This is a genomic window from Bifidobacterium kimbladii, from assembly GCF_032193675.1.
Taxonomy (GTDB): Bacteria; Actinomycetota; Actinomycetes; order Actinomycetales; family Bifidobacteriaceae; genus Bombiscardovia; species Bombiscardovia kimbladii.
Genome location: NZ_JASTZZ010000003.1, coordinates 188,009 through 208,823, shown reverse-complemented (window position 1 = coordinate 208,823; position 20,815 = coordinate 188,009). Strand labels below are relative to the sequence as shown.

General features: G+C 62.6%; 20 protein-coding genes and 1 tRNA gene. 20 read left to right on the top strand and 1 reads right to left on the bottom strand.

Going from position 1 to position 20,815, the window contains the following annotated elements; translation table 11 throughout:
• Positions 1 to 32 precede the first annotated feature (32 nt).
• From QRX41_RS05655 to QRX41_RS05620, 8 genes are all read left to right on the top strand, one after another.
• Positions 33 to 620, top strand: coding sequence for an ATP-dependent Clp protease proteolytic subunit (locus QRX41_RS05655; protein ID WP_029676324.1), 588 nt, complete (start codon positions 33 to 35; stop codon positions 618 to 620).
• 9 nt (positions 621 to 629) lie between these two features.
• Complete coding sequence (locus QRX41_RS05650) at positions 630 to 1,298, top strand: ATP-dependent Clp protease proteolytic subunit (protein ID WP_313839275.1); 669 nt, start codon at positions 630 to 632, stop codon at positions 1,296 to 1,298.
• A 145-nt stretch (positions 1,299 to 1,443) separates the two neighbouring features.
• Positions 1,444 to 2,757: an ATP-dependent Clp protease ATP-binding subunit ClpX gene (gene clpX, locus QRX41_RS05645; RefSeq protein ID WP_313839273.1), complete on the top strand. Its 1,314-nt coding sequence runs from the start codon at positions 1,444 to 1,446 to the stop codon at positions 2,755 to 2,757.
• 69 nt (positions 2,758 to 2,826) lie between these two features.
• Positions 2,827 to 3,765, top strand: a complete 939-nt coding sequence (locus QRX41_RS05640; protein WP_313839271.1) for an NAD kinase — start codon at positions 2,827 to 2,829, stop codon at positions 3,763 to 3,765.
• Positions 3,765 to 5,537 carry a DNA repair protein RecN gene (locus QRX41_RS05635; protein ID WP_313839270.1) on the top strand — a complete coding sequence of 591 codons (1,773 nt, stop codon included), beginning with the start codon at positions 3,765 to 3,767 and terminating at the stop codon, positions 5,535 to 5,537. Before QRX41_RS05640 ends, QRX41_RS05635 begins: the two co-directional genes overlap by 1 nt.
• A 433-nt stretch (positions 5,538 to 5,970) precedes the next feature.
• On the top strand, positions 5,971 to 6,378 hold the full coding sequence (locus QRX41_RS05630) for a GntR family transcriptional regulator (protein WP_121914582.1): 408 nt from the start codon (positions 5,971 to 5,973) through the stop codon (positions 6,376 to 6,378).
• Between the two features lie 22 nt (positions 6,379 to 6,400).
• Positions 6,401 to 7,357: an ABC transporter ATP-binding protein gene (locus QRX41_RS05625; protein ID WP_396176795.1), complete on the top strand. Its 957-nt coding sequence runs from the start codon at positions 6,401 to 6,403 to the stop codon at positions 7,355 to 7,357.
• A complete protein-coding gene (locus QRX41_RS05620) occupies positions 7,354 to 8,070 on the top strand; it encodes an ABC-2 transporter permease (protein WP_313839266.1) in 717 nt (238 codons plus the stop codon). The genes QRX41_RS05625 and QRX41_RS05620 overlap by 4 nt, the downstream gene beginning before the upstream one ends.
• 17 nt (positions 8,071 to 8,087) lie before the next feature.
• Here QRX41_RS05620 and thrC read toward each other — a convergent pair whose 3' ends face one another.
• Positions 8,088 to 9,569 (bottom strand): threonine synthase, encoded by a 1,482-nt coding sequence (gene thrC, locus QRX41_RS05615; protein ID WP_313839265.1) that lies wholly within the window; start codon positions 9,567 to 9,569, stop codon positions 8,088 to 8,090.
• A gap of 203 nt (positions 9,570 to 9,772) precedes the next feature.
• Here thrC and QRX41_RS05610 point away from each other — a divergent pair, with 203 nt between their 5' ends.
• The 12 genes from QRX41_RS05610 (at position 9,773) to QRX41_RS05555 (ending at position 20,749) form a co-directional block, all read left to right on the top strand.
• Positions 9,773 to 11,080: a serine hydroxymethyltransferase gene (locus QRX41_RS05610; RefSeq protein ID WP_313839264.1), complete on the top strand. Its 1,308-nt coding sequence runs from the start codon at positions 9,773 to 9,775 to the stop codon at positions 11,078 to 11,080.
• A 129-nt stretch (positions 11,081 to 11,209) separates the two neighbouring features.
• Positions 11,210 to 12,514, top strand: coding sequence for a glutamate-5-semialdehyde dehydrogenase (locus tag QRX41_RS05605; protein WP_313839262.1), 1,305 nt, complete (start codon positions 11,210 to 11,212; stop codon positions 12,512 to 12,514).
• Positions 12,511 to 13,068 (top strand): hypothetical protein, encoded by a 558-nt coding sequence (locus QRX41_RS05600; protein ID WP_034525012.1) that lies wholly within the window; start codon positions 12,511 to 12,513, stop codon positions 13,066 to 13,068. Before QRX41_RS05605 ends, QRX41_RS05600 begins: the two co-directional genes overlap by 4 nt.
• A gap of 5 nt (positions 13,069 to 13,073) precedes the next feature.
• Entirely contained in the window at positions 13,074 to 13,754 is a 681-nt protein-coding gene (gene nadD / locus QRX41_RS05595; protein WP_101432243.1) for a nicotinate-nucleotide adenylyltransferase, read from the top strand.
• Positions 13,755 to 13,857: 103 nt separating this feature from the next.
• The gene (locus QRX41_RS05590) at positions 13,858 to 14,874 is read left to right on the top strand and encodes a ribose-phosphate diphosphokinase (protein ID WP_045924211.1); all 1,017 of its coding nucleotides are present in this window, start codon (positions 13,858 to 13,860) and stop codon (positions 14,872 to 14,874) included.
• Positions 14,875 to 14,956: 82 nt separating this feature from the next.
• Positions 14,957 to 15,027 (top strand) — tRNA-Gln (locus tag QRX41_RS05585).
• A 67-nt stretch (positions 15,028 to 15,094) separates the two neighbouring features.
• Positions 15,095 to 15,892, top strand: a complete 798-nt coding sequence (locus tag QRX41_RS05580) for an HAD-IIA family hydrolase (protein WP_015021717.1) — start codon at positions 15,095 to 15,097, stop codon at positions 15,890 to 15,892.
• Between the two features lie 14 nt (positions 15,893 to 15,906).
• Positions 15,907 to 17,283 carry a bifunctional UDP-N-acetylglucosamine diphosphorylase/glucosamine-1-phosphate N-acetyltransferase GlmU gene (gene glmU / locus QRX41_RS05575; RefSeq protein ID WP_313839356.1) on the top strand — a complete coding sequence of 459 codons (1,377 nt, stop codon included), beginning with the start codon at positions 15,907 to 15,909 and terminating at the stop codon, positions 17,281 to 17,283.
• 41 nt (positions 17,284 to 17,324) lie between these two features.
• Positions 17,325 to 17,801, top strand: a complete 477-nt coding sequence (rsfS, locus tag QRX41_RS05570; RefSeq protein WP_313839258.1) for a ribosome silencing factor — start codon at positions 17,325 to 17,327, stop codon at positions 17,799 to 17,801.
• Positions 17,794 to 18,534, top strand: a complete 741-nt coding sequence (locus tag QRX41_RS05565) for a histidine phosphatase family protein (RefSeq protein WP_313839256.1) — start codon at positions 17,794 to 17,796, stop codon at positions 18,532 to 18,534. The genes rsfS and QRX41_RS05565 overlap by 8 nt, the downstream gene beginning before the upstream one ends.
• A gap of 74 nt (positions 18,535 to 18,608) precedes the next feature.
• The gene (locus QRX41_RS05560) at positions 18,609 to 19,535 is read left to right on the top strand and encodes a hypothetical protein (protein ID WP_313839254.1); all 927 of its coding nucleotides are present in this window, start codon (positions 18,609 to 18,611) and stop codon (positions 19,533 to 19,535) included.
• A gap of 128 nt (positions 19,536 to 19,663) precedes the next feature.
• Complete coding sequence (locus QRX41_RS05555) at positions 19,664 to 20,749, top strand: glycerol dehydrogenase (RefSeq protein ID WP_045924214.1); 1,086 nt, start codon at positions 19,664 to 19,666, stop codon at positions 20,747 to 20,749.
• Positions 20,750 to 20,815: the final 66 nt, after the last annotated feature.

Genomic DNA, 20,815 nt, shown 5'->3' with positions numbered 1-20,815 from the left:
GGGTGAACAACTCATTGGCAACCAGTCCCGTGATGGAGGAGGGGGAGGCCCCTGCGCCGACCGATCCCATCTTCAACCGACTGCTCAAGGACAGGATCATCTGGCTGGGGGACGAGGTCAAGGACGCCAACGCCAACGTCATCTGCGCACAGATGCTGATGCTGGCGGCCGAGGATCCCAAGAAGGATATCTGGCTCTACATCAATTCGCCTGGCGGCTCCATTACAGCCGGCATGGCCATCTACGACACCATGCAGCTGATCGAGCCTGACGTGGCTACGGTCGCAGTCGGCATGGCGGCCTCCATGGGCCAGTTCCTGCTCTCCAGCGGGGCCAAGGGCAAGCGCTTCGTCACCTCTCATGCGCGGGTGCTTATGCATCAGCCCTCGGGCGGCGTCGGAGGCACAGCCACTGATGTCAGGATCAACGCCGAGCTGATCATGGACATGAAGCGCACACTCTCCCAGCTGACGGCCGAGCAGACCGGCCACACCCTGGAAGAGATCTACCGGGACAACGAATACGATCACTGGTTCACGGCCCAACAGGCCCTGGAGTACGGCTTTGTCGACCGGATCGTGACCACCCACGGCACTATGACCGCGGATCAAGGGAAGTGAGCACTCCACATGGCATCTGAAGAAGCGCAATTCGTAGCACGGGCCCGTCGACTGGCCGGCCCTCGCGGCCTGGGCGCCATGCCCGCCGACCGCTATGTGCTGCCGCAGTTCGAGGAGCGCACCCCCTACGGCTATAAGCGCCAGGACCCCTACACCAGGCTCTTCGACGACAGGATCATCTTCATGGGCGTCCAGGTGGATGACACCTCCTCGGACGACATCATGGCCCAGCTGCTGGTTCTGGAGAGCCAGGATCCCAACCGCGACGTGATCATCTACATCAACTCGCCGGGAGGATCCATGACGGCCATGACCGCCATCTATGACACCATGCAGTACATCAAGCCCGATGTGCAGACTGTCTGCCTGGGCCAGGCTGCCTCGGCTGCTGCGGTTCTTCTGGCGGCCGGAACCAAGGGCAAGCGGCTGATCCTGCCCAACGCCCGTGTGCTGATTCACCAGCCGGCCATGGAGCAGGACTTCGGCAAGGCCACCGAGATCGAGATCCAGGCCAAGGAGATGCTGCGCATGCGCACCTGGCTGGAGGAGACCCTGGCCAAGCACACCGGCCAGGATGTCGACAAGATCCGCAAGGACATCGAGGTGGACACCATTCTGACCGCCCAGCAGGCCAAGGATTACGGGATGGTGGACGAGGTCCTGGAGCACCGCAATTAGCTCCAGTGACTGCGCGCAAGATTGATCGTCCGGATGGCGGCGGGTCCTCGGGACCCACGGCCTCCGGACGTTTTTGGCATCATGGACGATGCCGGTCAGAATGTGATTTCGGCGATCCTTGCGGATTCTCCGGGAAGGGAGAGCCATGGGCCGTGTGGTCAGCTACAATGACGGACTGAATCGCTGCGAGTTCTGCGGCAAGGACGAGCACCAGGTGCGCCGCCTGGTCAAAGGGCCTTCCTGCGCTATCTGCGACGAATGCATACGCCTATGCGCCCAGATCATCCAGGAGGACATGGCCAAGGATGCCGCCGACCAGCGGGTGACCCTGCCTGCGCCCTCAAAGATATTTGCCTATCTCAACCGGTATGTCATAGGCCAGGAGGCTGCCAAACGCACCCTGTCGGTGGCTGTCTACAACCACTACAAGCGCGTCAATATGGACCTGGGAGACCGAGGCCGTATTGCCGACGCTGCGTTTGGAGGCAAGGATGCGGCCCCGCGCGTCCAGGTGGACAAGTCCAACATCCTGCTCATGGGTCCCACCGGCGTGGGCAAGACCTACCTGGCACGAACCCTGGCCACCATCATGAATGTCCCCTTCGTCATTGTGGACGCCACCAGCCTTACCGAGGCCGGATATGTGGGCGAGGACGTGGAGTCCGTCCTGCAGGGGCTGCTTCAGGCTGCCGACGGCAACATGGATCAGGCCCAGCGCGGCATCATCTACATCGATGAGATTGACAAGATCGCCAGAAAGTCTGGCGAGAACACCTCCATCACCAGGGATGTGTCCGGCGAGGGGGTTCAGCAGGCCCTGCTCAAGATCATCGAGGGCACCCAGGCCCGTGTGCCGGTACAGGGTTCGCGGCGGCACGGCGATGTCCGCACGGTCGTCATGGACACGGCCAACATCCTCTTCATCTGCGGCGGCGCCTTCGTCGGTCTTGAGGAGATCGTCCGCCGGCGGCTGGGTCTGCGGGAGAGCGGATTCTCGGCAACTCAGGGGAGCGATAGGGTACCCGACGATCGGGTCATGAGCCAGGTCAGGGCCGAGGATCTGGAACAATTTGGTTTGCTTCCCGAGTTCGTGGGGCGGTTGCCGGTCATCTCCACCCTGGAGCCGCTGGGCGCCCATGAGCTGCGGCGGGTGCTGACCGAACCGGACAATGCCCTGGTCGACCAGTACCGGCGCATGTTCCTGGATGACGGGGCCGATCTGGTCTTCACCGATGCCGCCCTGGACCGTGTTGCTGCCATCGCCCTGGAGCGCAAGGTGGGCGCCCGGGGGTTGCGCGGAATCATTGAGCACACCCTGGAGGCGACCATGTTCGAGCTGCCCGACAGGACGGATGTCTCCCGTGTTGTGGTGGATGCCGATGCCGTGGACGGGACGGGATCGCCCCGCTACGAGACCGGGCAAGGCATGGCCGCAGCTACTGGTCGTCGTTCGGCCTGACCCCGCCACGATGGCGCCGCTGTTGGCCGGGCCCGATAGGATGAGCATTGTTGCCGGAAGGGAGGCCCCATGGGTGCTCGTAGCGCTGTCGTGGTCACGCACAGCCGGGTCCGGGCAAGCGGCCACCTGGTTGACGAGGTCGAGGAGCAGCTGCGCCGGGACGGATTCCGCGTCTCGATTGTCGACAACATCGCCGCCCCGGAGTTCGGCAGCCCCAGCCAGAAGGTTGCCGACGACACCGAGATCGTCATCGTTCTGGGCGGCGATGGGACCATTCTGCGTGCTGCGGAGCTGGTCAAGGGCACCCAGGTGCCCATCCTGGGGGTCAATTTGGGTCACGTGGGGTTCTTGGCGGAATTCGAAAGCTTCCAGATAGGCGAGGCCATTCGTCGAGTGGCCGATCATGACTACTCCATCGACGAGCGCATGGTGGCCCATGTGGACCTGTGGATACCCGGAGCCGATCGACCACTGAGCGACTGGGCCCTTAATGACATGACCCTGGAACGATATGATCGGGGCAAGATGATCGAGGTATCGGTCCGAGTGGACGATGTGGAGATGAGCTCCTTCGGCTGCGACGGCATGATTGTGGCCACCCCGACCGGATCGACGGCCTATGCCTTTTCGGTGGGCGGGCCCATCGTCTGGCCGGATGCGCAGTCGCTGCAGATGGTGCCCATAGCTGCCCACGCCCTCTTTGCCCGATCCCTGATCATCGGCCCGAAGTCGCAGTTCACCCTGGATATTTTGGGTGATTCCCAGTCGGCTGGCTGGATCTGCAATGACGGGCGCCGTCAACGGCCTGTGCCCAAGCAGTCCCGCATTGTGGTGCGGCAGTCCCGTGACATCCTGAGGCTGGCCAGGCTGTCCGGGGTGCCCTTCACCAGACGGCTGGTCTCCAAGTTCGACCTGCCGGTGGTCGGCTGGAGGGAGCAGCATCGTCCATCGGCGGCTGCAGACGGGCAGGACCAGGGGGAGTCGCAGGAGTCGAATAAGGAGCACTGATGCTGGAAGAGCTGGAAGTACGAGACCTGGGTCCCATCCATCATGCTCTGCTACGGCCTGCTGCTGGCATGACGGCCATCACCGGGGAGACCGGGGCTGGCAAGTCCATGCTGCTCAACGCCATCAGGCTGATCTCAGGGTCCACTGCCCGCCCCCAACTGGTGTCGCCTGGAGCCCATGAGTCCTGGGTGCAGGGGATTTTTGATGCCGGAACAGCGGGAGCTGAGAATCCAGTGACCGCTGCCATCACCGAGGCTGGCCTGCCCTTGGAGGATGAGGGGCAGATCTTCCTGGCGAGGACCATGCCTGTCAAGGGTCGTTCCCGTGCCGCCCTGAACGGCAGGACGGCACCTCGTGGCCTGCTGGAGGAGGTGGCTGGCATGCTGGTCACCGTCCATGGGCAGGCGGATCAGATGCGTATGGCCAGTCCGGCCCGGCAGCGCGAGTTTTTGGATGCCTATGCCGGTGACGGCCCCCAGCTGGAGGCTTTTTCCAAGGCTTTTCGGCAGTACCGACAGGCCCAGGACCATCTGGAGGAGCTGCGCAACCAGCAGTCCGGCGCTATGGCCCAGGCTGATTATCTCCGCGAGTCCATCGCCCGGATCGACCGTGTCGACCCCCATCCCGGCGAGGATCGTGAACTCAAGGCCCAGAGAGACCGGATCGAGCATGCTGCCCAGATCAGTCAGGGAGTCATGTCCGCACTATCCGCCTTGGACGCCGGCCAGATTGACCCGGATGCAGACTCACCATCGGCTACGGCCCTGGTAGAACGAGCCATCGCCGCCTTGGAGGGCATCGGTGTAGAGGGGGTCTTTCAGGAGTCGGCCCAGCGGTTGCGCTCGCTGAATGCCGACCTGTCCGACCTGGTCTTCACCCTGAGCAGCCAGCTGGACGACGAAGGCCAGGAGGGCGATCTGGACAAGATCAACGCCCGCATCCACGATCTGGATGAGCTGACCCGGCGCTGGGGACCAGACATCGACGACGTTCTGGCCTGGCGCAAGAAGGCTGCGTTTGAACTTGAGGACATGGATGCTTCACCTGAGAAGCTGGAGGAGCTTCAGGTCCAGGTTGAGCAGCTTCGCGGGAGCGCCCTGAAGGCCGCCCGGAATCTGTCTGCGTCACGGGGCAAGGCTGCACGAAGGCTGAGCGAACTCGTCGACGGCGAATTGCGCTCCCTGGCCATGTCGGGTGCCGGGCTGGAGATCCGTGTCAGGCCACGCCAGGACCAGGACATGGACGGGCATGGTCTGGATCAGATCGACTTTCTCTTCAGGCCGTATCCGGGTTCGGACCTTCTGCCCATGGGCAAGAGCGCTTCAGGCGGCGAACTCAGCCGGCTCATGCTGGCCCTGGAGCTGGTGGCCGCCGAAGGCCGGACCTCATCGGGATCTGACGGCGCTGGAGATGGGCATAATGGTCTGGATTCCCAGGTTGGCGACCCGACGATGACCTTCATCTTCGACGAGGTGGATGCTGGAGTCGGCGGTCGGGCTGCCGTCGAGCTGGGTCGCCGTCTGTCCCGGTTGGCGGTCACTGCCCAGGTGATCGTGGTCACCCACCTGCCGCAGGTGGCTTCCTGGGCCGATCGCCAGTTCGTCGTGGCCAAGGGGCGTGAAGGCGGCGATGCCGTAGAGACCCTGGTCCGCCAGGTGGAGGGCGAGGACAGGGAGCGGGAGATCGCCCGGATGCTGGCGGGCAGCGAGTCCACTACCTCCCTGAAGCACGCCCAAGAGCTTCTGGCCTCCAGCAGGCTCCAGGCCCGATAGGTCTGATTGTCGGCTCAACTTTGCCATGCCGAAGTCCCTCGATTCAGTGACTTTGACTAGTTGCGACGACTTTGTTGCTGACGACTTTGTCGCTTTTTGCGGCCGTGCTGCTGCATGCTCTCATTCTGACGCTTTGACGGTAGGCAATCGGCTGTTGGCGGCCGTGCGGCAACGAACATGCTGGATTTTCGTTGATAACACCGTATCCGCCTTCGGCATGAGCAATGCGGCGGCGACCTGGCCCAAATGGATTTTGTCTGAAATTGTGATCGGCCGGGGATTGCGGCACTAGAGACGTATCTATCAATCCATGAACCACCCCTTGGAAAATCAAGGTCGGAGTTTGTCTCCATGATTGAACTGTTATAGTGTATATATGAACACCGGCACAGCTCAGCCAGGGTCGTGCCGTCCATCAATGAAAGGGGCTTGGATGAAGCTGATCATCTCATCCCTGTCCGGGCAGCCGATTTATCGGCAGATCGAGGATCAGATACGTTCGGCCATCCTGACCGGAGACCTGAAAGCGGGGGAGGGACTGCCTTCCCTGCGACATCTCTCACAGGAGCTCAGGGTGTCCGTGCTGACCGTGACCCGCGCCTATACCGAACTCGCTCAAGAGGGTTTGGTGGAGAACATCCAAGGCAAGGGGACCTTTGTGGCCGACAGCGGCGACCAGGTCATGCGGCAGCACCTGGAGGACCGCGTGCAGTCCCTGCTAGGCGAGGCAGTCGATACGGCTCGTCGGGCTGGCATGGAGCCGGATCGGATTCGCGGCCTGCTCGACGGCCTGCTAGGCAACAGGGGTTCTGCGCCCGCGTCCGAAGAAGGAAAGGAATAGCAGCATGTGCGCATCACCGGTGATGACAACCTCTGGCGAAGATGTCGACTATGCCCTGCGCATCAGTGACCTGGGGAAAAGCTATGTCAGGGCCGACGGCACGGGTTTCCGCCTGCACCAAGTCACCATGGACCTGCCCTTGGGCTACATCATGGGATTGATAGGCCCCAACGGCGCAGGCAAATCCACTCTGATCCGGCTCTTGCTCAATATGACCCATCGAGACAGCGGAGCAATCAGCATTCTGGGCCGTGATCCCTTGAGCCGGGAGGAGGAGGTCAAAGCAGACCTGGGCGTGGTCTTCGATTCCATTTATTTCCCGGAGGCATGGAAGGTCAAGGCCGTCGAGCCAGTGATGGCACCCATGTATCCCTCTTGGAACAGTGATCGCTATCAGGACTATCTGCGTCGGTTCGGCCTGCAAGAAAACCGCAAAATCGGCAAGCTCTCCCGCGGCATGCAGATGAAACTGATGTTGGCCGTCGCTCTCAGCCACGACGCAAGGCTCCTGATTCTGGATGAGCCCACCAGTGGTCTGGATGTCCTGGCCAGGGACGAGCTCATGGATATTCTGCTGGACTACATCGGCGACGGTCGTCATTCCGTGTTGTTCTCCACGCACATCACTGCGGATCTTGAACGGGTGGCTGATTTCGTCACCTATATCAATCGGGGGTCTGTCTTCTACACCGGCCCCAAGGACGAGTTGATGGAGGCTTTCCAGGTCGTAAGAGGGGGGCCGGACGATCTGGCTAGAGCGCAGATACCCTATCTGATGGGTTTGCAGCGTTCCGCCACAGGTTTCGAGGCTCTGGTGCCTGCCGAACACTTGAAGGATTTTCTGGCATCGGCTTCCCCAACCGCCATGGAGCCTTCAGAGGACCGCTACCTGGTTGAGCGGGCCGACTTTGACAACATCATCAGACTGACTGCAGGCCCACCTGCTGCGGCCGACAAGAACAAGGAGGTGGAGTCATGAAGGCGATAGCCGAGCAGATCAGGCTGGACATGCAACGTTTCTCAGGAGCAGGGAGAACTTGGGTTGGTGTGCTGATTTTCCTGTCTGCGCCCGTCATCGGAATCCTGCTGAACCTGGTCATGGCTCTGACAGGCAATGATGGGGATGATGCACGGACTGCGTTGACGGGATTGGTGGCCGGCATGGGAATCGGACTGATTGTAGGCCTGGTATCTGGTTTGTTTGTCGATTTCAGCAATGCGGCGATTCGGTTGAACGGTCTGCTGCCCATAACACGTGATCACCAGGTATTCGGACGCTATGCTGCTGTAAGTCTGCTGGTCCTGGTTCAGTCTTGCGGCTATGCAATATTCTATTTCTGCGTTGCTGATTCGTTTTTGCAGGGTCAGGACCATTGGCGTGCTACCGTCCTGTTTGCTCTGGGATTGTTCATGTCGGAGTCTTTGCTCTTTGCAGTAGCTGCCCCCCTGTTTTATTGGCTGGAAATGGCCAAAGCCGTGATAGCTTTTCTGGCGCTTCTTGGTTTGGTACCAATAACGGCCCTTGTCGGCAGTTGGCTGCCCTTTGACTGGGGGGCCGTCTGGAATTCAATCATGCGTTTTTTGACATCCGACCTGTGGCGGCCGGTGCTCCTCGGGCTGGCGGTGATTCTGGCGGCTGATATGGTTTCGATAGCCATATCTCGCAAGGTCTATGCCAGGAAGGAGATCTGAGCCGATTCGCTCAGGCTTCAGGACTGCATGACCGCGTGGCGGACGTAGTCGGACATATCTCCGGGATCGATGCAGTCCTGGAAGCGCACAGGCGCGTTTTCCAGGGTGCGCAGAGCCTTGGGGGGCCTGGTGTTGGTGGACTCGGCCAGGATGTCCATGCAGTCGAAGTCGCTGTCCGGGGTCTCCAGGCCCAGGGATTGGCAGACCACCCGGGGGAACTTATAGGGGCTGGCTGTGGACAGCAGCACCCGGGGCACGGCAGGATCCCTGTCGGTCTGCCCGGTCATGACCTGGTAGCCGCAGGCCGTGTGCGGATCGATCAGGTATCCCCGGTCCTCCCAGCAGTCGCTGATGGCTGATCCCACCTGGTCTTCGTCGGCCCAGCCGCAGGAGAAGAGCCCGCGGATTCTGGTCATCAGGGCCTCAGGCACCTGGTAGCGTCCCTTGGACTCCAAATCGGCCATAAGCGAGGCAATCAGCTCGGTGTCGCCGCCGGCCATGTAGTAGAGCATCCGCTCCAGGTTGGAGGAGATCAGGATGTCCATGCTGGGGGAGGTGGTGGCGTAGAAGGGGCGGTTGCGGTCATAGACGCCAGTGGTCAGGAAGTCGTTGAGGACCCGGTTGCGGTCCGAGGCCACGGTCAGGCGGGCCACCGGAAGGCCCATCATCTTGGCGTAGTATCCAGCCAGCACATCGCCGAAGTTGCCGGTGGGCACGCAGAACTCGACCGGATCCCCAGGTCTGATCACTCCCCGTTCCATCAGGGACCCGTAGGCCCGGAAGTAGTAAACGACCTGCGGGGCCAGGCGGCCCACATTGATGGAGTTGGCTGACGAGAGAACGGTTGAGGCCTTCTCGTCCAGCTCATGAGCCAGATCAGCGTCGGCGAAGATGGACTTGACTGCGGACTGGGCATCGTCGAAATTGCCCCGAACCGCGCAGACCTGCAGGTTGCCGCCCTCCTGGGTGACCATCTGCAGGCGTTGGATCTGACTGACCTTGCCCTGAGGATAGAAAACAGTGATGCCCGTGCCCGGCGCGTCTGCGAAACCGGCCAGCGCCGCCTTGCCCGTGTCTCCGGAGGTGGCGGTGAGCACCATGATCCGTTCGCCATCGTCCCCGGCCAGGGCCATCAGTCTCGGCAGAAGCTGCAGGGCCACGTCCTTGAAGGCCGAGGTGGGCCCGCGGAAGAGCTCCAGTACGAAGTCGTTGCCGCCCAGGTCCACCAGAGGGGTGATTGCCGGATCGGACCACTGCTCTCCGTAGGCTGCGTCCAGGCAGGAGTCCAGCTGAGCGGAAGAGTAATCGCTCAGCAGTCTCGAAAGGACCAGTTTGGCCGTGCCCTTGTAGTCCAGGCCGGCAACGTCGGCAGGGTCGATGGTCAGTGCGTCCAGTCCATCGCTGACGTAGAGTCCGCCGTCAGGAGCCAGGCCTCGTCTGATGGCCTGCTTGGACTGCAGCTGCTCCTTGCCGCCTCTGGTGCTGTGGTATGTGCTCATGGTTGCCTGCCCCTCCGCCATGTCGCCGAACTGATCATTACCAGGGCATTCTACCCCGTGCAGGGGTCCGAACCATGGCCTTGCTCGGCTCGCGGAGGAAACTGTCTGTGGACGCCAGGGCCTGCCAGGGGTCGGCATGGCGTACAGTGTTGCCCACCAGCCCCTGTATCCGAGGCTGTACGTTACAGACAAAGGAGCGACCCATGGTCGAAGAGAACCCGGTACAGCAATCCTACGATGTCCTGAACTCTTCGATCTCGCAGGTGGATCCGGAGATCGCAGCACTGCTGGATGGAGAGTTGGAGCGCCAGCGCGGCGGTCTGGAGATGATCGCCTCTGAGAACTTCGTGCCCAAGGCTGTCTTGCAGGCCCAGGGATCCGTGCTGACCAACAAGTATGCCGAGGGCTATCCCGGCAAACGCTACTACGGCGGATGCGAGTGGGTGGACCAGGTCGAGAACCTGGCCCGGGACCGCGCCAAGGCCCTGTTCGGCGCCGAATATGCCAACGTCCAGCCGCATTCGGGCGCCCAGGCCAACGCCGCCGTCTACCAGGCCCTGATCAAGCCCGGCGACACCGTGCTGGGCCTGGCCCTGGACCATGGCGGCCACCTGACCCACGGTATGAAAATCAACTTCTCCGGACGCTTTTACCACGCTGAGTCCTACGGGGTCGATCCGGACACCTTCCGCATCGAGCCTGAGATCATCCGCCAGCGGGCCCTGGAGACCCATCCGGCCCTGATCATCGGCGGGTGGAGCGCCTATCCGCGCATTGAGGACTTTGCAGCCATGAAGGAGATCGCCGACGAGGTGGGGGCCAAGTTCTGGGTGGATATGGCCCACTTCGCCGGCATGGTTGCGGCCGGTCTGCATCCCAGCCCGGTGCCCTATGCCGATGTGGTCTCCTCCACGGCCCACAAGACCCTGGGCGGACCCAGGTCCGGGTTCATCCTGGCCCGTCAGGAGTATGCCAAGAAGCTCAACTCCTCGGTCTTCCCCGGCAACCAGGGCGGCCCGCTCATGCATGTGATCGCCGCCAAGGCTGTGGCCTTCAAGCTGGCCGGCACGCCTGAATTCAAGGAGCGGATGGAGCGCACTCTGGAGGGCGCCAAGATTCTGGCTGAGCGCCTGATGGCCAAGGATGTGGCCGACAACGGCATCACCGTGCTCACTGGAGGGACTGATGTCCACCTGGTCATGGTGGATCTGCGCAACAGCGAGATGGACGGCCGTCAGGGGGAGGACCTGCTGGCCAGGATCGGCATCACCGTCAACCGCAATACGGTCCCCTTCGATCCGCGTCCTGCCTCTGTGGCCTCCGGACTGCGCATCGGGACCTCCGCCCTGGCCACGCGCGGATTCGGCCCGGCCCAGTACGAGGAGGTGGCTGACGTGATCGGCACTGCGCTGGCCCATGGTCCCCAGGCGGATCTGGATGCCCTCAAGGCCCGGGTGGATCGCCTGGTCGAGGCCTTCCCGCTCTATCCTGAGCTGGACCAGACCCACTGATCGGCCCTTGGAGGAGGCAGGTGCAGCAATGCCCTCCCTCCTCCTGTCGTCATTGCCTCCGCTGAGGGTTACAATCGGTACAGAAATACGGGTCTGGCAGACCCGTGAGGGCGAAAGGATCCGACGAACATGAGTGAAGACGAGAACTCCGATCGTCAGGATGTGTTTGATCGGGTCTGCGCCATGGCCGATGCGGCGGCCGCTGCACAGGCAGGCCTGGCAGGCATGAATGGCCAGGCCAGGAATGCCCTCTTGCTGGCCCTGGCCGATGCACTGATCGATCAGGCCGATCAGATTGCCGCAGTCAATGAGCAGGACTGTACCCAGGCTTTTGAAGAAGGAATGAGCGCCGGTCTGATAGACCGTCTGCGCTTGGACAAGGTTCGTATCGCGGACGCCGCCCGGGGCGTGCGCATGGTGGCGGGGCTGACCGATCCCCTGGGCGAGGTGGTTCGCGGCCATGACATGCCCAACGGCATGCGGCTCAATCAGGTGCGGGTTCCCCTGGGCGTGGTGGCCATGATCTACGAGGCCAGGCCCAACGTCACCATCGATGTGGTGGCCCTCTGCCTCAAGTCCGGCAATGCGGCCCTCCTGCGGGGAGGTCACGCGGCCCAGCGCACCAATCGCGCCCTGGTGGAGCTGATAGGCGGGGTCCTTCGTGAGCAGGGGCTGGATCCGGCTCTGGTGGCTTCCGTGGATCGATACGGTCGCGAGGGGGCCCAGGCTCTGATGAAGGCACGCGGTCATATCGATCTGCTGGTGCCCAGGGGCGGCCGAGGGCTGATCCGCAGCGTAATCGAGCAGGCCACTGTGCCCACCATCGAGACCGGGGCAGGCAATGTCCATATTTACGTGGACCGCTCAGTGGATATGGATCAGGCCATCCCCATCATCGTCAACGCCAAGACCCAGCGGGTGGGCGTCTGCAACGCCGCTGAAAAGCTGATCGTGCACAGGGATGTGGCCGCCGACTTCCTGCCCCGTGTGGCCCGAGCGCTGACGCAGGCCCAGGTCGAGCTGCACCTGGATGCGGTCTCCATGGACATTCTTGCCGGGCAGGGTCTGCCTGAGGATCTGCTGGTTCGCGCTGAGGAAGCCGACTGGGACCGTGAGTATCTGGATCTGAAGATGGGGGTGCGTGTGGCGGACTCCATGGATCAGGCCATCGAACATATCAACCGTCACTCCACTGGCCACACCGAGGCCATCCTGGCTCGGGACTATGAGGCTGTGGAGGAGTTCTCCCGTCGGGTGGATTCGGCTGTGATCATGGTCAATGCTTCGACCAGATTCACCGATGGCGGCATGTTCGGCATGGGCGCCGAGCTGGGCATCTCCACCCAAAAGCTGCATGCCCGAGGACCCATGGGTCTGCAGGAGCTGACCACCACCAAGTGGATCGGCTACGGCAGGGGGCAGGTGCGGCCGTGAACGAGAAGATCGAAGAGCTCTTCCAGCGCGAGCACGACAATCCGCGCATCTGGCTGAGGGTGGCTTCAGAGCGGCTGAGCCTGCTGCGGTACGTCTTTCTGGTGCAAATCGAGGACGGCATCCCGGATGCAGACCAGCGCTCCTGCCTGGAGTACGCCGACGCTGTCCTGATCGGCTGGCCTGACGAGCATGCCGATGATGTGTACGACCTTGACCAGGACCAGCTCAATCAGGTCAGGCACAACATCACCGTCATGGAGGAGCGGGTGCCGGTCTTCCGCAAACAGGAGCAGGAGGGGCGCATCGCCGACCTGTCCGATTCATTGGTAGCTGTCACCGGATGCGTGGCTCAGGTTCGTCGGGCCTACCAGCCGGGCTTCCCCCTGCCCACCTACTCCGAGATCCGCCGCGTGGTCCAGGAGGAGTGGAATGCCGACATGGAGCGGATCGATCCTGACCGGGTCAACCCCAGCGCCGAGCAGATGCGCCAGGAGGCCAAGTCAGAGAACGAGGAGAACGCCTCGGAAGCCAGACGGGAGGGCGAGCAGGGGTGAACCGGATGATGTCTGAACTGTCCAAGGAGGGGGAATCTGGGCAGGAGCCATCAGATATTGACGGATCCTGTAGGCCTTCTCACCATAACCGCCGACCCCGGGTAGGGATCATGGGCGGCACCTTCGACCCCATTCACAACGGCCACTTGGTGGCTGCCTCGGAGGTGGCCTGGGTCTACGACCTGGATGAGGTCATTTTTGTGCCCACCGGCCGTCCGGCCTTCAAGCTGAACAAGACGGTGACCAATGCTGAGGACCGCTATCTGATGACCGTGATCGCCACGGCCTCCAACCCCAAGTTCACCGTCTCCCGGGTGGACATTGAGCGTCCTGGCATCACCTACACAGTGGACACCCTGCGCGACATCAAGCGGATGCGTCCCGACAGCGACCTCTTCTTCATCACCGGGGCGGACGCTGTGGCCGAGATCATGCGCTGGAAGGATGCCAACCGGATGTGGGATCTGGCCAAGTTCGTCGCCGTCTCCAGGCCCGGCTACTCCTCCAGCCTGGACGACCTTCAGGTGCCTGCTCAGCGGGTGGATACCTTGGAGATTCCGGCCCTGTCCATCTCGTCCACAGATGTGCGCCGTCGTTCGGCCAGGGGCATGCCGGTCTGGTACCTGGTTCCGGACGGGGTGGTGCAGTACATCAACAAGCACGGGCTCTACCGCTCGGCTTCCTGAGCTTCGCATGCTGTCGGACTCGCCAACACGGACAGCCCGGCTGTGTCAGCGCGCGCCATTATTATGGAGGCTGTCCGCTTCAGCGAAAACAACGTTTGGAGATATGGTGAGCGCGATACTCAAAGGCAGACCAGGAAAAAATCTCATACTTGTCACAGGCCGGGCCCATCCCAGACTCGCGGCGGACGTGGCCGATCAACTCGGCATCGACGTCCTGGAGACGACGGCATACGACTTTGCCAACGGCGAGATGTATGTGCGTTATACGGAGTCGGTGCGCGGTGCGGATGTCTTTGTCCTGCAGACCCACTCGGACCCGGTCAACAAGTCCATCATGGAACAGCTGATCATGATCGACGCCCTCAAGAGGGCCTCGGCGCGATCCATCACCGCGGTCTGCCCGCTCCTGGGCTACTCCCGTCAGGACAAGAAGCATCTGGGTCGCGAGCCCATCTCCTGCCGGCTCATGTTCGACCTGCTCAAGACGGCTGGCGCGGACCGGATCATGTCGGTTGACCTGCACGCCGCCCAGTCCCAGGGCTTCTTCGATGGGCCTGTGGACCATCTGATCGCCATGCCTGTGTTGGTGGACTATGTGCGCGACCGGATGGACCTGTCCAAGGTGGCCGTGGTCTCTCCAGATGCCGGCCGCATCCGGGTGGCCGAGCAGTGGGCCCAGCGCCTGGGAGGCGTGCCCCTGGCCTTCATCCACAAGACCCGTGACATCACCCAGCCCAACAAGGCTGTGGCCCATCGGGTGGTGGGCGACGTGCGTGGCCTGGACTGTGTGCTGGTGGACGACCTGATCGACACCGGCGGCACCATCACCGAGGCCTGCAACGTCCTGGAGGAGGCCGGCGCCAACTCCATCACCATCGTGGCCACTCATGGCGTCATGTCCGGGCCTGCCGTGGAACGGCTCAAGTCCTGCCAGGCCAAGGAGGTCATTGTCACCGACACGGTCCCCATCCCCCAGGAGAAGCGTTGGGATGGATTGACTGTGCTGTCCATCGCGCCCCTGCTGGCCTCGGCCATCAAGGCGGTCTTTGAGGATGGCTCGGTGGCCCGGCTCTTCGACACGTATCCGGCTCATCACGGCCAGGGCTTCCTCTTTGCCTAAAGCCCTGCCTGCCCGGCATGGCGTGGCGTAATCGTCCGGCTGTGGCATAATAAACCTGGCGGGGCCTCAAGGGTTCCGCCCTTCCCCCATGGTGTAAAGGCAGCACACGGGTCTTTGGAACCCTTAGTCTTGGTTCGAATCCAGGTGGGGGAGCTTACGCTCGCCGATTCCGGTCGGAGACGGCCTCCTTGGGGTCGGTGACCAACCGAAAGGAACTGTCTTGGCAGTCAAGAAGATCGAAACCTGGCTCACCGACATGGACGGCGTGCTGGTGCACGAGAACACGGCCCTGCCCGGAGCTGCCGAATTCATCGACACCCTTAAGCGCAACAACCGCCAGTATCTGGTGCTGACCAACAATCCCATCTACACCCCTCGTGACCTTTCGGCCCGCCTTGGCCGTTCGGGCATCGACGTGCCCGAGGATCGGATCTGGACCTCGGCCCTGGCCACCGCCGACTTCGTGTCCCGGACCATGCCGCGGGGATCGGCCTATGTGATCGGCGAGGCCGGGCTGACCACGGCCCTGCACGAGGCCGGGTTTATTCTTTCCGACATCAACCCGGACTATGTGATTCTGGGCGAGACCCGGACATACTCCTTTGAGTCCATCACCACAGCCATCCGCCTGATCCTGGGAGGCGCCCGCTTCATCTGCACCAACCCGGACGCCACCGGACCCAGCGAGAACGGCGTCCTGCCGGCAGCCGGCGCGGTGGCGGCCCTGGTGACCAAGGCCACCAACCGGGAGCCCTACTTCGTGGGCAAGCCCAACCCCATCATGTTCCGCACGGCCCTGAACAGGGTGGGCGGCCACTCCGAGACCACGGCCATGATCGGCGACCGGATGGACACCGACGTGGTGGCCGGAGTCGAGGCCGGTCTGAACACCTTCCTGGTGCTGACAGGCATCACCACACGTTCCGAGGTGGAAACCTTCCCCTATCGCCCTGACCAGGTGGTGGATTCCATTCAGGATCTGATCGACATCGCCGAGAGCGGGGTGGTGGAGTTTTGAGCGGCGGCAAGACGCTGACCGCTGGCATCATTCTGGCCGCAGGCGAGGGCACTCGCATGCATTCGGCTCATCCCAAGGTTCTGCACACCCTGGCTGGCAAGACCTTCCTGCAAAGGGTCATGACATCGGTGACCGCCCTGAATCCCGAGCTGACGGCTGTGGTGGTTCATCATCAGGCCGACTTGGTGGCGCAGGCCGCACGATCCTACGATCCCCAGGTGCGCATCGTCCGTCAGGACAGCAGACCGGGTACAGGGCGCGCGGTTCAGTGCGCCGTGGATCAGCTGGATGGGGAGCTTCGGCACGACGGTCAGGTGCTGATCGTGGCCTCGGACATGCCCCTGCTGGACGCGGACACGCTGCAAAGCCTGCTTGACTATCATGTCAATTCCGGCGATGGGGCCACCGTGCTGACGGTCAATCTGGACGACCCTAGCGGATACGGCCGCATCATTCGTGATCAGGATGGACGGGTCCTGCGCATCGTCGAACAGCGGGACGCCACTGGCACCGAGCTGGCCGTCAAGGAGGTCAACACCTCCGTTTACGTCTTCGAGGCGGATCTGTTGCGCCAGGCGGTCCGTGGTTTGGACGACAGCAACGCCCAGGGGGAGTTCTATCTGACCGATGCCCTGGAGACAGCCCGCCACTTGGGTAGGGTAGGAGCCTTCGCTGCTCCTGATCCGCTCAAGGTCGAAGGCGTCAACGACAGGATCCAATTGGCTGAACTGGCCAAGGCCCATAACCTGCGGGTCTGCCAAGAGTTCATGCGCCAGGGGGTGACCATCCTGGACCCGTCCACCACCTGGATCGAGGACGACGTGGTCATCCAGCAGGATGCCGTCATTCTGCCCGGATGCTTCCTGCAGGGTCATACCGAGATCGCCTCGGACGCGGTCATCGGGCCCTATACCACACTGATTGATGCCATCGTCGAGCCGCAGGCCAGGGTGGAGCGTTCCCGCGTGCAGGAGACCCGGATCGGAGCCAGGGCCAACATCGGCCCATGGACCTATCTGAGGGCCGGCAACCTCCTTGCCGAGGACACCAAGGCCGGGGCCTTCGTGGAAATGAAGAAGGCCACCATTGACCACGGGACCAAGGTGCCCCACCTTTCCTACGTGGGTGATGCCCACATAGGCCACGACAGCAACGTGGGCGGCGGGTCCATCACGGCCAACTATGACGGCGTGCACAAGAACCGCACCGAGATCGGGTCGGAAGTGCACGTGGGCGCAGGAAACCTCTTCGTGGCCCCCGTTCAGGTGGGCGACGGGGTCACTACCGGGGCCGGATCGGTCATCCGCCATCCGGTCGAGGACGGGGCCATGGTCTACTCCACCAATGACCAGCATCAGGTTCCGGACTGGAAGCCCGCCTGGGAGCGGTAATCATGACAGCATCGGCTTCACAACAAGGAAAGGCGTGACAAGTGCCAGCATTGCAGGAATCCATCGATGCGGTCCGGGTGGCCGCTCGGGCTGCCAACGATGTCAAGGCCATGGACATCGTGGCCTTCGACGTCTCCCGGCCCATCGCCATCACCGATATCTTCATGGTGGCCACCGGCAGCAACGAACGTCAGGTCCTGGCCATCGCCGAGGAGGTGGAGAAGCAGCTCCATCTGCAGAAGAATCTGGATCCCCGCTCGCGGGAGGGCGTCCAGGAGGCCCAGTGGGTTCTGCTGGACTACGGTGACTTCGTCATCCACATCATGCACAAGCAGGCCCGGGCTTACTATGACCTGGAACGGCTGTGGAAGGACTGCCCTCAGGTGGAACTGCAGCTGGAGCATCCCTTCACCCTTGCCGATGACGACCAGGACAGCCGACTGGCCTCCAAGGCTGATAATTTGAATGGGGATGATCTGCGCAGCCGCTTCGCTGATCCTCAGGAAAACTATGACTGACTCGGTTGCCGCCGTCGAGGACGGACGGCATGTGCGCTCCATGACCGTGGTCCGTCATGGGCAGACCTCATATAATGCGAAGCACCGGATGCAGGGCCAGATCGATATTCCTCTCAACAGCGTGGGCCGCTGGCAGGTGGAGAGGGCTGCCGAGGAGCTTCGGGCTGAGTACGTGGATGGCGCACCTCAAGACCGTCACCTGCTGGTGGTCTCCTCTGACCTGGGCAGGGCTGCCGCCACCGCCCATGCCTTTGCTGACCCCCTGGGCCAGACGGTCCATCTCGATCCAGGTCTGCGCGAGCGCAGCTTTGGCGAGTGGGAGGGAGCCAGCGCCGAAGAGGTTCGCCAACGCTGGCCCGAGGACTACGAATCCTGGTCCCGAGGCGCCGGGGGAGAGCTGCTTCACGGTGCCGAGACCAAGGCCCAGGTAGGCAAACGAGGCTTGGAAACCCTGAATCGTTGGATTCATCGGGCTGGTCCGGATACGGATCTCATGATCTTCTCCCATGGGTCCTTCATAGCCCAGGCCCTCCAGGCTCTGCTGGGCATGGCCAGTGAATATCCCGAATACCTGGGTCTGGTCACCATGCGCAATGCCCACTGGGCGCGATTGATGCCACGAGACCTGCCAGACGGCGGTCTGCGCTGGTCCATGATCGACTACAATCGCGGTCCTGCCATCGCCATGCGGGGGGACTGGGACAATCCCCGAGGGCTGGTTCAGACCGACTGACCATCACAGGATCGCCATGACGACCAGCTACCATAAGAGCGCAGCAACCAGCCGTTGGATTAAAAGGGGTCGTAGTGAAGCAGTTCTTTCATGACATTTCCTGGGCGCAGATCGTCGCCGGCGCTCTTGCGGCCATGACCTCCTTCTGGCTGGCCGCCAAGATCGGCGTGGCGGGATCCATCATCGGCGTAGCCATCGGTTCCATCGTCTCTGCTGTGGCCTCGCAGATCTACAAGAATGTCTTGGAAGCCTCTGGTCAGAAGCTGCAGGAGTCTGTGGTTGGCAGTGCCGACCAGGATGATGACGATTCCAAGACGGATACGGACAGCGATTCAGCCGCTGATGGGCAGACCAGGGTCTTGCCGGCACAGGGGAAAGGCGCTTCGGACGATTCCAGCGGTGCTGCCGACGGGTCCACCCAGGTCATGGCGCCGGTTGATGGATCCACCCAGGTCATGCCTTCTGTCGGTGGCGAGAAGACGGCAGCCAAGACCGGCAGAACCATTTCGTCCAACAATGGTCCTCGGGCCCATGCGGCCCCCATTGCGGCAACGAGCAAAAAGAAACTGGATCAGCGCCGCCGCAACGTCATCATCGTCTCCGTGGTCAGCGCTCTGGTGGCCGTGCTGCTGTCCGCCCTGGCCATCAATGCCCTGACCAAAGGCGAAGGCACCGACAAGGTGGTCCGCAACGTGGTCAGCCCTTCGACCAGCCAGGTAACCCCCAGCCATGAGGAAGAGACCCCCTCCAAGCCTGCACAGCGTACTGAGCAGCCTGAAGACCAGGCGACCCCGGGTGCCCCCCAGAATCAGCCTTCGGGAACGAATCAGCACCAAGGCAACGAACAGGGATCCGGGCAAGGTCAACAGCAGGGAGGGAACCCTACGAGCTCGCCTTCGCCGTCTGCCGATGCAACCGGCTCCACGCCCAGCCCCTCAAGTACGGCTTCCACACCCCAGTCGTCGCCGACGAGCACGACCAATTCCTTGCCTCATAACTGACCGGTCGCCCGGCGCGGCACACCCATCTCACCATGTAATGTGACTAGGGTCACTTTCAGACGGGCCAAGAGGCTCGTCACTAAGGACCTGGTCCCGAAGGCGGGATCAGCGATGAGAAAGGTGTATGTATGCGCAAGGTTCTGTGCTCTCCCGGCTCCTATGTTCAGCAGGAGGGCGCCATGGGAAAGCTGGCTGGAGAATACGCGGCTCTGGGCACCAAGGGCGCCCATCTGATCGTCGATCCGGTCATCGACGGGCTCTACCACGACGACATTGTCGCCTCCTTTGAGCACGATGGGATCCCCTACGAACTGATGAAATTCGGCGGCGAGTGCTCCATGGAGGAGATCGACCGTCATCGTGCCCATTTGGGCGACAGCGACGCGGTGATCGGCATCGGCGGCGGCAAGACCTTGGATACCGCCAAGGCTGTGGCCCACTTCGCCCACCTGCCGGTCATGATTGTGCCCACGGCAGCCTCCTCGGATGCGCCCTGCTCAAGGCTGTCCGTGCTCTACACGCCCGAGGGCGTCTTTGACCGTTACCTGCCCCTGCCTGCCAACCCCAATGTGGTCCTGATGGATACCGACGTGATTGCCAAGGCACCGGTGCGCTTCCTGGTATCAGGACTGGGCGATGCCTTCGCCACTTACTATGAGGCAGCCGCCTGCGTGCAGTCGAACGCGGTGACCATGACCGGAGGCCACGCCACCATGGCTGCCTTCGCCCTGGCCCGTCTCTGCCGTGACACGCTGCTGGAGGACGGGGTCAAGGCCGTGGCCGCCGCCAAGGCCGGCGTGCGCACAGCCGCCCTGGAGAAGATCATCGAGGCCAATACCCTGCTGAGCGGTCTGGGCTTCGAGAGCTCCGGCCTGGCTGCAGCCCACGCCATTCATGACGGGATGACCGCCCTGGAGGGCACCCACTCCATGCTGCACGGCGAGAAAGTGGCCTTCGGCACCCTGGCCCAGCTGGTCCTTGAGGATCGGCCCCTGGAGGAGACCCGCCGGGTCTACGACTTCTTCCGCAGCGTGGGTCTGCCCACCTCCCTGGAGCAGATCGGCATCGGCCAGGCCAGTGAGGAGGATCTGCTCAAGGTCGGCGAGCACGCCTGTGGTCCTGACGAGACCATGGGCAACATGCCCTTCGAGGTGACCCCGACCGATGTGGCTCACGCCCTGCGTGCAGCCGATCAGCTGGGCAAGCAGCTCTGATACGTCATTCTCTGGTCCCTCGTTGAGAGGCCAAGCAGCCGTCGGCATGAAGTCGGCGGCCGCCTT

Bases quoted from the DNA above. Each gene is read 5' to 3' on its own strand.
- QRX41_RS05655 (WP_029676324.1), top strand. From the start codon at position 33: ATGGAGGAGGGGGAGGCCCCTGCGCCGACCGATCCCATCTTCAACCGA.
- QRX41_RS05650 (WP_313839275.1), top strand. From the start codon at position 630: ATGGCATCTGAAGAAGCGCAATTCGTAGCACGGGCCCGTCGACTGGCC.
- clpX (WP_313839273.1), top strand. From the start codon at position 1,444: ATGGGCCGTGTGGTCAGCTACAATGACGGACTGAATCGCTGCGAGTTC.
- QRX41_RS05640 (WP_313839271.1), top strand. From the start codon at position 2,827: ATGGGTGCTCGTAGCGCTGTCGTGGTCACGCACAGCCGGGTCCGGGCA.
- QRX41_RS05635 (WP_313839270.1), top strand. From the start codon at position 3,765: ATGCTGGAAGAGCTGGAAGTACGAGACCTGGGTCCCATCCATCATGCT.
- QRX41_RS05630 (WP_121914582.1), top strand. From the start codon at position 5,971: ATGAAGCTGATCATCTCATCCCTGTCCGGGCAGCCGATTTATCGGCAG.
- QRX41_RS05625 (WP_396176795.1), top strand. From the start codon at position 6,401: ATGACAACCTCTGGCGAAGATGTCGACTATGCCCTGCGCATCAGTGAC.
- QRX41_RS05620 (WP_313839266.1), top strand. From the start codon at position 7,354: ATGAAGGCGATAGCCGAGCAGATCAGGCTGGACATGCAACGTTTCTCA.
- thrC (WP_313839265.1), bottom strand. From the start codon at position 9,569: ATGAGCACATACCACAGCACCAGAGGCGGCAAGGAGCAGCTGCAGTCC.
- QRX41_RS05610 (WP_313839264.1), top strand. From the start codon at position 9,773: ATGGTCGAAGAGAACCCGGTACAGCAATCCTACGATGTCCTGAACTCT.
- QRX41_RS05605 (WP_313839262.1), top strand. From the start codon at position 11,210: ATGAGTGAAGACGAGAACTCCGATCGTCAGGATGTGTTTGATCGGGTC.
- nadD (WP_101432243.1), top strand. From the start codon at position 13,074: ATGATGTCTGAACTGTCCAAGGAGGGGGAATCTGGGCAGGAGCCATCA.
- QRX41_RS05590 (WP_045924211.1), top strand. From the start codon at position 13,858: ATGGTGAGCGCGATACTCAAAGGCAGACCAGGAAAAAATCTCATACTT.
- QRX41_RS05565 (WP_313839256.1), top strand. From the start codon at position 17,794: ATGACTGACTCGGTTGCCGCCGTCGAGGACGGACGGCATGTGCGCTCC.
- QRX41_RS05555 (WP_045924214.1), top strand. From the start codon at position 19,664: ATGCGCAAGGTTCTGTGCTCTCCCGGCTCCTATGTTCAGCAGGAGGGC.